The organism is Pseudomonas sp. F-14 TE3623, from assembly GCF_053629015.1.
On the sequence record NZ_JBRJHM010000001.1, the window covers coordinates 5,167,159 to 5,182,393 of the forward strand.

A 15,235-nucleotide genomic window follows, 5' to 3' on the forward strand; every position below is an offset into this window, starting at 1 on the left:
GCCGGGCTCTTAGACCCGGCCAGTCTGTGAGATTACATCCATGAGCCAAACAAAATTCAAGGTCGCCATTATCGGTTCCGGCAACATCGGCACTGACCTGATGATCAAGATCCTGCGCAACGCCAAATACCTGGAAATGGCGGTCATGGTCGGTATCGACCCCGCTTCCGATGGCTTGGCCCGCGCCCAACGTATGGGGGTGGCCACCACCCATGAAGGCGTTGAAGGCCTGACACGCATGGCTATATTCAACGACATCGACTTCGTTTTCGATGCCACCTCGGCGGGCGCCCATGTGAAGAACGACGCGTTCCTGCGCTCGATCCAGCCAGGCATCCGCCTGATCGACCTGACCCCGGCGGCCATCGGCCCGTACTGTGTGCCGGTGGTCAATCTTGAGCAGAACCTGGATCAGCTCAACGTCAACATGGTCACTTGCGGTGGCCAGGCCACCATCCCGATGGTCGCCGCTGTGTCGCGTGTGGCCAAGGTGCACTACGCCGAAATCGTTGCCTCAATTGCCAGCAAATCCGCCGGTCCCGGCACCCGCGCCAACATCGACGAATTCACCGAAACTACCTCCAAAGCAATCGAGATCATTGGAGGTGCAACCAAGGGCAAGGCGATCATCGTAATGAATCCAGCCGAGCCACCGCTGATGATGCGCGACACGGTGTTCGTACTGTCTGAAGCGGCCGATCCAGCCGAAGTCGAGGCGTCCATCGAAGAAATGGCGGCGGCAGTAGAAAACTATGTACCGGGCTATCGGCTGAAACAAAAAGTGCAATTCGACGTGATCCCTGAAAACGCTCCGCTGCACATCCCAGGTCTGGGTGCATTCTCGGGGCTCAAAACTTCGGTGTTCCTCGAAGTCGAAGGCGCCGCCCATTACTTGCCAGCCTATGCCGGCAACCTCGACATCATGACGTCCGCAGCCTTGGCCACCGCCGAGCGCATGGCGCAGTCGATGCTCAGCGCCTGAGGAGATCAAACATGACTTTTAATCCCGGTAAAAAACTCTACATCTCCGACGTCACCCTGCGCGATGGCAGCCATGCCATCCGCCATCAATATTCGATCCAGAATGTGCAGGACATTGCCCGCGCCCTGGACAAGGCCAAGGTCGACTCGATTGAGGTAGCCCACGGTGACGGTCTGCAAGGTTCAAGCTTTAACTACGGCTTCGCAGCGCATACTGATCTGGAATGGATCGAGGCCGCAGCCGATGTCATCAGCCATGCAAAGATCACGACCCTATTGTTGCCTGGCATCGGCACGGTGCATGACCTCAAAGCCGCCTACAGCGCTGGTGCGCGTGTAGTGCGCATCGCGACTCATTGCACCGAAGCGGATATTTCGAAACAGCACATCGAATACGCCCGCGAGCTGGGGATGGATACGGTCGGCTTTTTGATGATGAGCCATATGATCCCCCCCGAGCACCTGGCCCAGCAGGCCAAGTTGATGGAGAGTTATGGCGCGACATGCGTTTACATGGCCGACTCTGGCGGTGCGATGAACATGCAGGACACCCGCGACCGCTTCCGCGCATTTAAAGCCGTACTCAAACCAGAAACCGAAACCGGCATGCACGCTCACCATAACCTGAGCCTGGGGGTGGCCAATTCCATCACCGCCGTCGAAGAGGGCTGCGACCGCATCGACGCCAGCCTTGCAGGCATGGGTGCCGGTGCTGGTAATGCGCCGCTGGAAGTGTTCATCGCGGCCGCCGAGCGTCTGGGCTGGAACCATGGCACTGATCTTTACACCTTGATGGACGCCGCCGACGACATTGTTCGCCCATTGCAGGATCGACCGGTGCGGGTCGATCGAGAAACGCTGGCCTTGGGTTATGCCGGAGTCTATTCGAGCTTCCTGCGCCACGCCGAAATCGCTGCCGCCAAGTATGGTCTCAAGACGCTGGACATCCTCGTCGAACTGGGAAGGCGCCGCATGGTCGGTGGCCAGGAAGACATGATCGTCGATGTCGCACTCGACCTGCTGGCGCGTCATTAACCCACCCTATCCGGCAGCGCGCTACCCGCTGCCCAGGAGCATTCATGCAAAAGTTCAAACACCACACTTATTCAATTGCTGTCGCTTTGGTGGCGCTGTACGTTGGAGCCGCCGGGGTCGCCAAACTGCTCGGGGTTCAGGCCGTTGCACAGAGCTTCACCACTATGGGGCTACCCGATGGAACCGCCTTGGCGGTCGGTCTTTGCGAAGTGGCGGCGGTGCTGGCCTTCTATATCAGACCGCTTCGCCGGCTGGCAGCCGGCTGCCTGATCCCGCTGATGCTCGGTGCCCTTTACTACCACCTGGCCTACACCCCGGCGTTGCAGGCAGTTCCAGCGTTGCTGATCCTGCTGGTATGCGCCTGGATGCTGGCGAAGCCGGCACCTCTGCGCTCTACGTACTGGGTAAGCAGCTGACCAAGCTCTCAGCGCTGGACCTGCGCCTGGAAGGCATGTTGCTGGAGAAGAACGGCCAACAGGCCTCCATCGGCGCAATGCCGTACGCTGGCTGAGTCGGACTTGTTCGCGGAGCAGGTCCAGTACGGCATCAGTCGTGGGCATGCGCTCAACCTGTTCCCGCAGTACCGCCACACCGATGAGGTGATGACCGCCCAGCCGATTTTCGAGGGCGAATCCATTGCCGAGCGAATCAAGCGGGCCGCGACCGGCCCGATGGCGTCCCTGGGCGAAAGCATGCGCAATCGCTGAGCCGAGACGGGGCCCGGTATTTCAAGAACAAGAGGTGGTCATGAATCGTCGTACATTCGTAGTGGGAGCTGGCGCTCTGGTGGGGGCGGGCGTGCTCGCTTCAGGCACGCGTTCCGTTCCGGAGAGCGCTCAGATACGCCCGACCATCAGCGTCGAAGAGAGCGAGGCCGCCATCGCAGCCGCTATGACTGCGGGCAGGATCGATGTGCACCGCCATATAGTGACACCGGTGCTACGGGAAGTGCTGGCGCGGCGCACTATCAATACCCTGGCCGGAATCGCCGTGCCCGAGTGGCCTTGTCGCTATACTCGGGCATAGCTTAGATCACCCGCTATCCAAGGCGTCGCCCCGGTCCACATCCTGACGTCTTCATCCCTAACAAATGGTTCAAGTCACTCGCTCGGGACCGGCTAAAGCCGGCCCCTGAAACCAACGTTATGCGCCAAACCCTGCCCCCGCACTTGAAAGGTAATTTTCCCGGAGAAGTACAATGTTCAAGCAGACTCTAATCGCCGGCTGGGGCGATATGGATTTCAATTCGCATATGCGCAATACCGCTTATCTTGACAAGGCCGTGGATGTCCGCATGACGTATTTTGCTGGCCAGGGATTTCCCGTGAGCGAGTTTCGCCGCTTGGGTATAGGTCCCGTGGTGATTAATGACCAGATTGAATATTTCCGCGAATTCCATCTGCTGGATTCAGTGGAGTGTACGCTGTGCTTGGCCGGTTTATCCGAAGACGGTAGCCAGATGCGTCTGCGCAACGAATTCTTCCGCAAGGGTAAACTTGCCGCTCGCGTAACATCCACTGGCGGGTGGCTGGATTTGACACAGCGTCGTATGGTCAATCCACCCGCTCTGCTGCTGGCGGCGCTGCAGGCATTAGCGCGCAGCACAGATTTCCAAGACCTGCAGGGCGGCAGCAACCCGTTTAGGGGGCGACCGCATCGCTCTGGTGATCAGGGCACTGAGGTGTAGTTTTTTCGCGCAGCGGACGGAACTCGAACAAAAATCTGGCCACTTTCTGCCAGTCAAGCGGTACAACCTAATGATCAGGTCGAATGCAATCGCTGAAGCGAGAGCGGATCAAGCGGAAGATCTACAGCACCAGGCAGGATGATCGCGCTGATGTGTTCGATTACATCTAAGTGTTTTACAACCGAACCCGCCGCCACAGTTACTTGGGCGGTGTCAGTCCTGAGGCATTTGAACGTGCCTCATTATGAAGTCGGGATGTAAAAAATTTTGAAAAAGTTAAATTAGGTAAGTGACTGATTTATGGAAGATAAACCACATGTAACAGTTAGCAAGGCTCCGGAACGCATGACCGACTATCCAGCACTGACCCTCGAAACGCCCGCCGAGCACCCGTTCGCCCAGTTCGTGCGGATCCTTGGCAAAGGCAAACGCGGCGCCCGCGACCTGACCCGAGAGGAAGCCCGCGAGGCCATGGGCATGGTGTTCGACGACAAGGTCGAGGACACCCAGCTCGGCGCGTTCCTGATGCTGTTGCGGCATAAGGAAGAAAGCGCCGAGGAAATGGCCGGGTTCACCGAAGCCTTGCGTGAGCGCCTGAATCCACCGGCGCTGGCAGTTGATCTGGACTGGCCGACGTATGCCGGCAAGAAGCGTCACCTGCCGTGGTACCTGCTGGCGGCCAAGTGCCTGGCACAGAACGGCGTGCGCATCTTCATGCATGGCGGCGGCGCGCATACGGCCGGTCGGCTTTACAGCGAACAACTGCTCGAGACGCTGAACATTCCACTGTGCCGCAACTGGCAGCAGGTCGGCGCGGCGCTCGATCAGGGCGGTCTGGCGTTCATGCCATTGGTGGACTGGGCCCCGCAACTTCAGCGGATGATCGACCTGCGCAACACCTTGGGCCTACGCTCGCCGATCCATTCCCTGGCGCGAATTCTCAATCCACTGGGCGCTCGCTGCGGTCTGCAAAGCATTTTCCACCCCGGTTATCAGGCCGTGCATCGCGATGCCAGCGGTTTGCTCGGCGACACCGCCATTGTCATCAAGGGCGATGGTGGTGAAATCGAGATCAATCCGGACGCCGACAGTCACTTGTATGGCACCACCGGCGGCGAAAGCTGGGATGAAGAATGGCCACAGCTGTCGACCCAGCGCCACGTCAAACCGGCCACGCTCGATCCAGAGCATTTGAAAGCGGTGTGGCGTGGCGACGTTGTCGACAGCTACCCGCAAATGGCGTTGATCTCGACCATGGCCCTGGCGTTGCGCGGCCTCGGCCAGACCCGCGAGCAAGCGTTCGAAACCGCCCAGCAGTATTGGGATGCAAGGGACCGATCGATTTAACCGATCATAACTGCCTAACCTTTGCGCTTTTTGTTCGAACCTATGCGCATAGACTCCTCTCCAACGCTTATCGGTTGAGGAGTTTTGAACATGGGTTTGTTAGTCGAAGGACGCTGGCAGGATCAATGGTACGAAAGCAGCAAGGACGGCACGTTCCAGCGTGAGCAGGCACAACGTCGCAACTGGCTGACCGCCGACGGCATGCCAGGCCCGACCGGTGTCGGTGGTTTTGCCGCCGACGCTGGTCGCTATCACCTCTACGTATCCCTCGCCTGCCCGTGGGCTCATCGCACGCTGATCCTGCGTAAGCTCAAAGGCTTGGAAAACCTGATCGATGTGTCGGTGGTCAGTTGGTTGATGCTGGAAAACGGCTGGACCTTTGACAAGAGCCTGGGCTCGACCGGCGACAAGCTTGATCACTTCAATTTCATGCACCAACGCTACACCGCCGATACCGCTAACTACACCGGTCGCGTCACTGTGCCGGTGCTCTGGGACAAACAGACAAATCGCATCGTCAATAATGAATCGGCGGAGATCATCCGCATGTTCAATAGTGCTTTTGATAAGCTGACCGGCAATGACCTGGATTTCTACCCGGCGCCATTGCGGGCCGAGATCGATGCGTTGAACGAGCGGATTTATCCAGCGGTGAATAACGGCGTCTATCGCGCCGGGTTTGCTACGTCGCAGCAGGCTTATGAAGAAGCGTTCGACGAACTGTTTGCTGAGCTGGATCGGCTGGAGCAATTGCTGGGCGCAAATCGGTACCTGACGGGTGAATACCTGACGGAAGCGGATATTCGGCTGTTCACTACGATGATTCGTTTCGATGCGGTGTACTTCGGGCACTTCAAGTGCAACCTGCGACGGATTGCCGATTATCCGAATCTGTCGAACTGGCTACGGGAGATTTATCAGTGGCCGGGGATAGCCGAAACGGTGAGTTTTGAGCACATCAAGAATCACTACTACGGCAGCCACAAGACCATCAATCCGACCGGGATCGTGCCTAAAGGGCCGGCTCAGGATTTCACTTCGGCTCATGATCGGGCAAGGTTGAATGGGAAAGGGGTTTGGCGTAAAGCTGAGGTCTGATCTGAGCATGGGGGTGGTTTTGAGGGCCTCTTCGCGAGCAAGCCCGCTCCCACATTTGATCTGTGTCTGGCCATGAATCTGTGGCTGAACACGCTCTAATGTGGGAGCGGGCTTGCTCGCGAAGGAGGCCACTCGGTATTCAGACCTGCGCCTGAGCCCCTTCAAACCACGCCAATTTCTCGCGCAGTTGCACCACTTCCCCGACGATCACCAGCGTCGGCGCATGCACTTCATGCTCCGCCACCAGCCGTGGAAGGTCGGCCAGGGTGCCGGTAAACACCCGCTGATTGACCGTGGTGCCCTGCTGGATCAACGCCGCCGGGGTATCGGCTGCGCGACCGTGTTTGATCAACTGCTCGCAGATGATCGGCAAGCCCACCAGCCCCATGTAAAACACCAGGGTTTGCGCCGGCGCGACCAGGTCGGCCCACGGCAAATCGGTGGAACCGTCCTTGAGGTGCCCGGTGACGAACCGCACCGACTGCGCGTAATCGCGGTGAGTCAGCGGAATCCCGGCATACGCCGCGCAACCGCTGGCTGCAGTAATGCCCGGCACCACCTGAAACGGAATGCCATGGGCCGCCAGTTCTTCGATCTCTTCACCGCCACGCCCGAAGATAAACGGATCGCCGCCCTTCAAACGCACCACGCGTTTGCCGGCCTTGGCCAGATCCACCAGATGCTGGTTGATCTGTTCCTGAGGCACGGCGTGATCGGCGCGGCGCTTGCCGACGTAGACCCGCTCGGCATCGCGACGGCACAAATCCAGAATCGCCGGCGCCACCAGACGGTCATACAGCACCACATCGGCTTGCTGCATTAGACGCAAGGCGCGGAAGGTCAACAGGTCGGGGTCACCCGGCCCGGCGCCCACCAGATAAACTTCGCCGGTAGCGACGGGTGCTTCGCCATTGATTTTCGCCAGCATCAAGCGCTCGGCCTCGGCGCCCTGCCCGGCCAGTTGCCGGTCGGCAATCGGGCCCTGGAATACATCCTCCCAGAACGCCCGGCGCTGCTGCACATCCGGAAACAGGCCTTTGACCTGAGTGCGGAAACGCGCCGCCAGACCGGCCAGTTGGCCGTAGGTGGAAGGAATCCAGGTTTCCAGCTTGGCGCGAATCAACCGCGCCAGCACCGGCGCATCGCCGCCGCTGGACACCGCAATGATCAATGGGGAACGGTCGACGATCGCCGGGAAGATCACGCTGCACAGGGCCGGAGCGTCCACCACGTTGACCGGCACGCAACGCCGATGAGCATCGGCGGAGACTTGCGCGTTCAGCGGTTCGTCGTCGGTGGCAGCGATGATCAGCCCGCAACCGTCCAGGTCCGTTTCGGCGTAGCCACGCAACAGGCACTCGCCACCGCTGCCAACCACTAGCTCGCGCAGTTGCGGTTCGATTTCAGGCGCGACCACCCGCAGCAGCGCACCGGCTTCGGCCAGCAGGCGGGATTTACGCAAGGCAATCTCCCCACCGCCGACGACCAATACACGACTGCCGCGGAGGTTATGAAACAGCGGCAGATAGTCCATTTAGCCGATGACCTCAAGGCCACCCATGTACGGCTTGAGCACCTCAGGCACACGGATCGAACCGTCGGCCTGCTGGTAGTTCTCAAGCACCGCCACCAGGGTACGACCGACCGCCAGGCCGGAACCGTTCAGGGTGTGAACCAGCTCAGGCTTACCGGTTTCCGGGTTGCGGAAACGCGCTTGCATGCGGCGGGCCTGGAAATCTCCGCAGTTGGAGCACGACGAAATTTCGCGGTATTTGTCCTGGCTCGGAATCCACACTTCCAGGTCGTAGGTCTTGACCGCGCTGAAGCCCATGTCGCCCGTGCACAGCGCCAGGGTGCGATACGGCAGTTCCAGCAGTTGCAGGACTTTCTCGGCGTTGGCGGTCAGGCCTTCCAGCGCTTCCATCGAGGTCGATGGTTCAACGATCTGGACCATCTCGACCTTGTCGAACTGGTGCTGACGGATCATGCCGCGAGTGTCGCGACCCGATGCACCGGCCTCGCTGCGGAAACACGGCGTGTGTGCCACGAATTTGATCGGCAGCAGTTTCGAATCGACGATCTCGCCAGCAACGATGTTGGTCAGCGACACTTCAGCGGTCGGGATCAGGTACAGATCGGCTTCGCCTTCGCGGCTGATCTTGAACAGGTCTTCTTCGAACTTAGGCAACTGCCCGGTGCCCTGCAACGCAGGCGCCTGCACCAGGTACGGGGTGTAAGCCTCTTCGTAACCGTGTTCGTTGATGTGCAGGTTGATCATGAACTGTGCCAGCGCGCGGTGCAGACGGGCGATCGGGCCGCGCAGCAGGGCGAAACGGGCGCCGGACAACTTGGCGGCGGTTTCGAAGTCCAGCCAGCCGAACTTCTCGCCCAGGGCCACGTGGTCCTGAACCGGGAAATCGAAGGCCTTAGGCGTGCCCCAGCGGCGCACTTCAACGTTGCCTTCTTCGTCATCGCCGACCGGCACCGATTCGTGCGGCAGGTTCGGGATGCCCAGCAGGATCGAATCCAGCTCGGTCTGGATCGCGTCCAGCTCGACTTTACCGGCGCTCAACTCACCCGCCATGCGCTCGACGTCCGCCATCAACGGCGCGATGTCTTCGCCGCGCTGCTTGGCCTGACCGATGGACTTGGAGCGCGCGTTACGTTCAGCCTGCAGTGCCTCGGTACGGGTCTGGACGGTCTTGCGCTGTTCTTCCAGCGCTTCGATGCGCGCAACATCCAGCGTGTAGCCACGGGATGCCAGGCGGTCCGCTACGTCCTGAAGGTTGCTACGTAACAGTTTGGAATCGAGCATGTCGGTTTCTCGTTATCAAAGTTTGGTCAAGGACAGGCCAGCCCAGGTGGCGAGCAGCCCGCCGAATACGCTGATGGCCGCATAGCCCAGGGCCAGCGGCACTTGCCCGGTTTCCAGCAGGCGCACCGTATCCAGTGAAAAGGATGAAAAAGTCGTCAGCCCCCCGAGGAAGCCGATCATCAACCCGGCGCGCACCTCTATCGGTACTTCCGGGCGCATCAAAAACAGACCGTACAAAACGCCGATCAGCAAACAGCCCACGATATTAACGGCCAGCGTCGCGGTATAGAAGTGCCGCGGCCAATTCGCGTTGATCCAGTTACCGGTGGCGAAGCGCAATAGCGTACCGGCGACACCGCCGACAGAAACGGCAACGATCAATGGAATCACTATTTTCTCCGCTGCCGTGGACTTAGACGATCAAGCTGCGCGAGGTGGTTAAGCTTTTCGCCGATCTTCAGCTCCAGGCCACGGGGCACTGGTTGATAAAACCGTTGCGGTTCGAGCTCGTCCGGGAAGTAGTCTTCGCCCGCAGCGTAGGCATCTGGTTCATCGTGGGCATAACGGTACTCGTCACCATAGCCCAATTGCTTCATCAACTTGGTCGGCGCGTTGCGCAAGTGCAGCGGCACTTCGAGCGAACCGTGTTCGGTGGCGCTGCGCATCGCGGCTTTGAAGCCCATGTACACCGCATTGCTTTTCGGCGCGCAGGCCAGATAGGTAATGGCCTGGGCCACCGCCAATTCACCTTCGGGGCTGCCGAGGCGCTCCTGCACTTCCCACGCCGCCAGGCACAGGCTGAGCGCGCGAGGGTCGGCGTTGCCGATGTCTTCGCTGGCCATGCGCACCACGCGCCGGGCCAGGTACAGCGGGTCGCAACCGCCGTCGATCATCCGCGCAAACCAATACAGCGCGCCATCGGGATTGGAGCCGCGCACCGATTTATGCAGCGCGGAGATCTGGTCGTAGAAGGCTTCGCCGCCCTTGTCGAAGCGTCGACGGGTATCACCGAGCAGACTTTGCAGCAGATCGACGCCGATTTCGCTGTTGTCTTCGGCCAGGTCAGAGGCGTTTTCCAGCAGATTGAGCAGACGCCGGCCATCGCCATCGGCGGCGGACAACAGCATCTGGAAACCCTCATCGCTGAGGGTCAGTTGCCGCTTGCCCAACCCTCGCTCTTCGGTCAGCGCGCGATGCACCAGCTTGCGCAGGGCCGCTTCGTCGAGGCTTTTGAGCACATAGACGCGCGCCCGGGACAGGAGCGCGTTATTGAGTTCGAACGAGGGGTTTTCGGTGGTCGCGCCGATGAAAATCAGCGTGCCGTCTTCAACGTACGGCAGGAACGCATCCTGCTGGGACTTGTTGAAGCGGTGCACTTCGTCGACGAACAGGATGGTGCGTTTACCGTACTGCCCGGCCTGTTGCTTGGCGACTTCCACCGCCTGGCGGATTTCCTTTACGCCGGCCAGTACCGCCGAAACCGTTTCGAAGTGCGCATCGGAGACTTCCGCGAGCAGTCGCGCCAACGTGGTTTTACCCACCCCCGGCGGCCCCCAGAAAATCATCGAATGCAGGGCACCCTGCTCCAGCGCTTCGCGCAAAGGCTTGCCGCGAGCGAGCAGGTGTTCCTGACCGACGTACTCGTCCAGATTGGTCGCGCGCAGGCGTGCGGCCAAGGGCTGAGCAATCGGGGCGCTGCGAAACAGGTCCATCACTACTTATGAAACCTCACTGGGTCCTGATGCCGATCCGTCAAGGAATTGGACAGCGTAGTTCCTGTGGGAGCGGGCTTGCTCGCGAATGCGGTGTGTCAGACAACATTGATGGTGACTGACACTCCCTCTTCGCGAGCAAGCCCGCTCCCACAGGTCCTGCGTTTTATTCCTGGATCACGTCGGCACCCTTGGGGATGTCGAACTTGAATTTGGACGCAGGAATCGGCTCGTTGGCCTTCACGCCAGTAAACAGGATATTGGTGCGCTGACCGACGCTGTCAATCAGCTGCATGTCATTGACCAGACCATTGCGGAACGACAGACGCAGGCTGTCGAACAAAGTGTCTTTGGTTTTCGGCTTCAGGGTGAAGTCGATCACGCCGCCGGCTTCCTTGGCGCTGATGTCGAAGCTCTGGCTGATCTTGGACACGTCACCGGACAACAGCAGGGCCGGAGTCTGGGTCAGACGCTGGTCGAGGGTCTTGATGGTCACCTGCTCCAGGTCCGGGTCCCACAGGGAAACCTTCTTGCCGTCGGACACCATCAACTGCTCTTGCGGCGCATCGGTGTGCCAGTAGAACAGGCCCGGGCGCTGCAAGGACATTTGACCGGCGGTTTCCTGCAACTGGGTGCCACTGCCATCGAGGGTCAGCTGGGAGAAACGCGCGGTCAGGGTCTGGGATTTTTCCAGCAGTTGAGTCAGACGTGCCACGTCCTTGTCATCGGCGTGGGCCGAGAGCGTGGTCAAAGCCAGTACCGGCAGCAACAGCATGCGGATAAGACGCATGGGAGTCCTCATAAACATTCGTGGGAGTGCGGGCGGCGTCTCAAGACACCGCCCCTTTCAAAACCGGATCAGTCGCGCACCGGGCCAGGGGCCAGGACTTCACGCGAACCGTTGGTGTTCATGGACGTCACGACCCCAGCCATCTCCATGGCTTCGATCATGCGCGCCGCGCGGTTGTAGCCGATTTTCAGCTTGCGCTGAACCGCGGAGATGGACGCGCGACGGCTTTCCAGTACGAACTGCACCGCTTCGTCGTAGAGCGCATCGGTTTCAGCATCATCGTCACCGCCACCACCGCCGTTTTCAAAGCCGCTACCGGGTTCTTCGACACCGGCTAGGATGTCATCGTTGTATTCAGGTGCACCGCGCAGTTTCCAGGCTTCAACCACCCGGTGAACCTCGTCATCGGACACGAACGCGCCGTGAACACGAATCGGCAGACTGGTGCCCGGCGGCATGTACAACATATCACCGTGGCCCAGCAGTTGTTCGGCGCCGCCCTGGTCGATGATGGTCCGCGAATCGATCTTGCTCGATACCTGGAACGCCATACGGGTCGGAATGTTCGCCTTGATCAGACCGGTGATCACGTCCACCGACGGACGCTGGGTCGCGAGGATCAAGTGGATACCGGCCGCACGAGCCTTCTGGGCGATACGGGCGATCAGCTCTTCAACCTTCTTGCCGACGATCATCATCATGTCGGCGAATTCGTCGACGACCACGACAATGGTCGGCAGTTTTTGCAGCAGTGGCGCTTCGTCGTGGATGCTTTCGCGCTTGTACAGCGGATCGCTCAACGGCTCGCCGGCGTCCTGGGCTTCCTTGACCTTGGCGTTGAAGCCCGACAGGTTACGCACGCCCATTTTCGCCATCAGCTTGTAGCGCCGTTCCATCTCGGCGACGCTCCAGCGCAAGGCGTTGGCAGCGTCCTTCATGTCGGTGACCACCGGGCACAGGAGGTGCGGAATGCCTTCGTAGATCGACAGCTCAAGCATTTTCGGGTCGATCATGATCAGTTTGGCGTCTTCAGGGCCAGATTTGAACAGAATCGACAGGATCATCGCGTTCACACCCACCGACTTACCGGAACCGGTCGTACCGGCCACCAGCAAGTGCGGCATTTTCGCCAGGTCGGTGATGACCGGTTTGCCGCCGATATCATGACCCAGGGCCAGGGTGACCGGGGACTTGAAGTTATCGTACTCGGGGGTCGACAAGACCTCGGAGAAGCGCACGATCTGCCGGTCTTCGTTCGGGATCTCGATACCGACCGTGGTCTTGCCCGGAATTACCTCCACGACACGCACACTGGTCACGGCCAGGGAACGGGCCAGGTCTTTCGCCAGGTTGGAGATGCGGCTGACTTTGACGCCGGCTGCAGGCTGGATTTCGTAACGGGTAATGACCGGGCCCGGGTGAATCGAATCCACCGAGACTTCGACGCCGAATTCCTTGAGCTTGATTTCCAGCAAGTGGCCGACGGCCGCCAGGGATTCAGGCGAATAATTGAGTTGTTTCTTTTCCGCGGGGTCAAGAATCGAGATCGGCGGCAAGGTGCCTTCCACGGCGCTGTCGACGAACAACGGCGCCTGTTTCTCTTTTTCCACGCGCTTGCTGGGCGCTGCGGGTTTGGGCGGAGCCGGGGCAATCACCGGCGGCACCTGCTTCTCGCGCTCGGACATGTGCTTGCTCAAGGCCTGCTCGCGCTCGATCAGGCGCTCCTTGACCTTGGCTTGCTCGCGTTTGTCGGTGACAGTCGGCGCGACCACGTCATGCACGCGATCGTCGACTTCACGCAGTTGGGCGACCAGTTGCTTGCGCTCCACACGGGCCGCCCACCAGCGATTGGCCGCGCCCTGAAACAGTTCGAACAGATCAAGGGTGATCTTGCCGGTGACGTCCATCACCTTGAACCACGACAGGTCGGTGAACACCGTCAGGCCGAACAGGAACAGCGCGATGAACAACAGCGTGCTGCCCTGGATGTTCAGCGCGTTCCGGGCCAGATCGCCGAGGCTTTCGCCCAAAGCACCACCAGCGCCGGCCGGCAGACCGGTCGCCGCATGGAAATGGATGTGGGCCAGCGCTGCACCCGACAGCACCAGAAACACCAGGCCGATCAGGCGCCAGGAGAACAGCCAGCCGCTCCACTGCCACGGCTCGTGGCGCTGGCGGAAGATCTGATACGCCTTGATCGCCAGCAGCAACGGGAAAATGTAGGCGAAGTAACCCAGGACCATGAACAGGATGTCGGCGCTGTAAGAGCCGGCAGGCCCGCCGAAGTTCTGCACATCGTCGATCTTGCTGTTATGGCTCCAGCCCGGATCGTCTTTGCCGTAGGTCAACAAAGCCATCATCAGGAACAGGCACAAGGCGCCGATGGCGATCAATGCACCTTCCTTGAGCCGGTAGTGCAATTGCTGGCGCCAGAGCGGGACGACTGTTTTAGGTGCTGCGGTGGATTTCTTCAAAACGCTTCTTTTCCTGCGCCCATGGCGCGTCCATCTGTTGAATGACTATAAAAACTGCCCAATCCAGGCAGGTAAAAAAGTTAACAGGCGCAACTGGGACTACTTTTAACACTGCGCCCCGGTTTTTCGAAATACGGCACGCACCGCTTTTTTGATACAAACACTGTTACAAGCGGGCATTGTACGGGTTTGTTCGCCCGATGCCATGCTTGAGACCCTTGGGTGCAGCATAGCCAACAGCACAGTACGCGCAGTCCAATTTGAGCATGCATTCTCTTTTGTGACAAAGGCTTATGAGGTGTTTTTATGAGTGAAGCGAAGCATTCCCGCCTGATCATTCTGGGTTCCGGCCCTGCCGGTTACAGCGCAGCCGTTTATGCCGCTCGCGCCAACCTCAAACCCGTTGTCATCACCGGTATACAGGCAGGTGGCCAGCTGACCACCACCGTCGAAGTCGACAACTGGCCTGGCGACGTCGAAGGCCTGACCGGCCCGGTACTGATGGAACGCATGCAAAAACACGCCGAACGCTTCGACACAGAGATCGTTTACGACCACATCCATACGGCCAAGTTGCAACAGCGCCCGTTCGAACTCATCGGCGACAGCGGCACCTACACCTGCGATGCGCTGGTTATCGCCACCGGCGCTTCGGCCCAATATCTGGGGCTGCCATCGGAAGAAGCCTTTGCCGGCAAAGGAGTTTCGGCCTGTGCCACCTGTGATGGCTTCTTCTACCGCAACCAGGTGGTCGCGGTGGTCGGCGGCGGTAACACGGCCGTGGAAGAAGCGCTGTACCTGTCGAACATTGCCAAGGAAGTCCACCTGATTCACCGTCGCGACAAACTGCGCTCGGAGAAGATCCTCCAGGACAAGCTCTTCGAAAAAGCCGCCAACGGCAATATCCGCCTGCACTGGAACCAGAATCTGGACGAAGTGCTGGGCGACGCCAGCGGTGTGACCGGCGCCCGCCTGCGGCACAGCCATACGGGCGAAACCAATGAATTGCCGCTGGCCGGTGTATTCATTGCCATCGGCCACAAACCCAACACCGATCTGTTTCAGGGCCAACTGAAAATGCGTGACGGCTACTTGCTGGTCAAGGGCGGCAGCGAAGGTGACGCCACTGCCACCGACATCGAAGGCGTATTCGCCGCCGGTGATGTGGCCGATCATATTTACCGCCAGGCGGTGACGTCCGCCGGGGCCGGCTGCATGGCCGCGCTGGATGCCGAGAAGTATCTCGATGACATCCCCACCGTTTGACGGTTAACCTCCTACAAGGCGGGTTCAACG

General features: G+C 59.8%; 14 protein-coding genes and 1 pseudogene. 9 read left to right on the forward strand and 6 right to left on the reverse strand.

The genetic code is table 11. The features are described 5' to 3' along the window. Positions 1-40: 40 nt before the first annotated feature. From AB7M29_RS24175 to AB7M29_RS24210, 8 genes and pseudogenes are all read left to right on the forward strand, one after another. Complete coding sequence (locus AB7M29_RS24175; RefSeq protein WP_427622861.1) at positions 41-982, forward strand: acetaldehyde dehydrogenase (acetylating); 942 nt, start codon at positions 41-43, stop codon at positions 980-982. An 11-nt stretch (positions 983-993) separates the two neighbouring features. Continuing rightward, complete coding sequence (gene dmpG / locus AB7M29_RS24180; RefSeq protein ID WP_427622862.1) at positions 994-2,016, forward strand: 4-hydroxy-2-oxovalerate aldolase; 1,023 nt, start codon at positions 994-996, stop codon at positions 2,014-2,016. 44 nt (positions 2,017-2,060) lie between these two features. Next, positions 2,061-2,432, forward strand: a complete 372-nt coding sequence (locus AB7M29_RS24185) for a DoxX family protein (protein WP_427622863.1) — start codon at positions 2,061-2,063, stop codon at positions 2,430-2,432. A gap of 102 nt (positions 2,433-2,534) precedes the next feature. Continuing rightward, positions 2,535-2,723, forward strand: coding sequence for a hypothetical protein (locus AB7M29_RS24190; protein WP_192408072.1), 189 nt, complete (start codon positions 2,535-2,537; stop codon positions 2,721-2,723). 491 nt (positions 2,724-3,214) lie between these two features. After that, positions 3,215-3,703, forward strand: coding sequence for a thioesterase family protein (locus tag AB7M29_RS24195; protein ID WP_007929174.1), 489 nt, complete (start codon positions 3,215-3,217; stop codon positions 3,701-3,703). Positions 3,704-3,792: 89 nt separating this feature from the next. Next, positions 3,793-3,951: pseudogene (locus AB7M29_RS24200) on the forward strand (IS3 family transposase); the annotation flags it as partial. A gap of 97 nt (positions 3,952-4,048) precedes the next feature. Beyond that, entirely contained in the window at positions 4,049-5,050 is a 1,002-nt protein-coding gene (locus tag AB7M29_RS24205) for a glycosyl transferase family protein (RefSeq protein ID WP_448724685.1), read from the forward strand. A 90-nt stretch (positions 5,051-5,140) separates the two neighbouring features. Beyond that, positions 5,141-6,148 carry a glutathione S-transferase family protein gene (locus AB7M29_RS24210; protein ID WP_454248180.1) on the forward strand — a complete coding sequence of 336 codons (1,008 nt, stop codon included), beginning with the start codon at positions 5,141-5,143 and terminating at the stop codon, positions 6,146-6,148. A 139-nt stretch (positions 6,149-6,287) separates the two neighbouring features. On the opposite strand, the gene cysG is transcribed toward AB7M29_RS24210, so the two are convergent. From cysG to AB7M29_RS24240, 6 genes are all read right to left on the reverse strand, one after another. Continuing rightward, positions 6,288-7,682 (reverse strand): siroheme synthase CysG, encoded by a 1,395-nt coding sequence (gene cysG, locus AB7M29_RS24215; protein WP_052967901.1) that lies wholly within the window; start codon positions 7,680-7,682, stop codon positions 6,288-6,290. Continuing rightward, positions 7,683-8,963 (reverse strand): serine--tRNA ligase, encoded by a 1,281-nt coding sequence (serS, locus tag AB7M29_RS24220; RefSeq protein ID WP_050682726.1) that lies wholly within the window; start codon positions 8,961-8,963, stop codon positions 7,683-7,685. A 15-nt stretch (positions 8,964-8,978) separates the two neighbouring features. Next, positions 8,979-9,353: a fluoride efflux transporter CrcB gene (crcB, locus tag AB7M29_RS24225; protein WP_217857144.1), complete on the reverse strand. Its 375-nt coding sequence runs from the start codon at positions 9,351-9,353 to the stop codon at positions 8,979-8,981. After that, positions 9,353-10,675 (reverse strand): replication-associated recombination protein A, encoded by a 1,323-nt coding sequence (locus tag AB7M29_RS24230; RefSeq protein WP_008008559.1) that lies wholly within the window; start codon positions 10,673-10,675, stop codon positions 9,353-9,355. The genes crcB and AB7M29_RS24230 overlap by 1 nt, the downstream gene beginning before the upstream one ends. Before the next feature lie 166 nt (positions 10,676-10,841). After that, positions 10,842-11,465 (reverse strand): outer membrane lipoprotein chaperone LolA, encoded by a 624-nt coding sequence (gene lolA, locus AB7M29_RS24235; RefSeq protein ID WP_007904916.1) that lies wholly within the window; start codon positions 11,463-11,465, stop codon positions 10,842-10,844. A gap of 68 nt (positions 11,466-11,533) precedes the next feature. Then, the gene (locus AB7M29_RS24240; RefSeq protein ID WP_032830114.1) at positions 11,534-13,939 is read right to left on the reverse strand and encodes a DNA translocase FtsK; all 2,406 of its coding nucleotides are present in this window, start codon (positions 13,937-13,939) and stop codon (positions 11,534-11,536) included. Positions 13,940-14,245: 306 nt separating this feature from the next. Here AB7M29_RS24240 and trxB point away from each other — a divergent pair, with 306 nt between their 5' ends. After that, entirely contained in the window at positions 14,246-15,205 is a 960-nt protein-coding gene (gene trxB / locus AB7M29_RS24245; RefSeq protein ID WP_454248181.1) for a thioredoxin-disulfide reductase, read from the forward strand. Positions 15,206-15,235 lie beyond the last annotated feature (30 nt).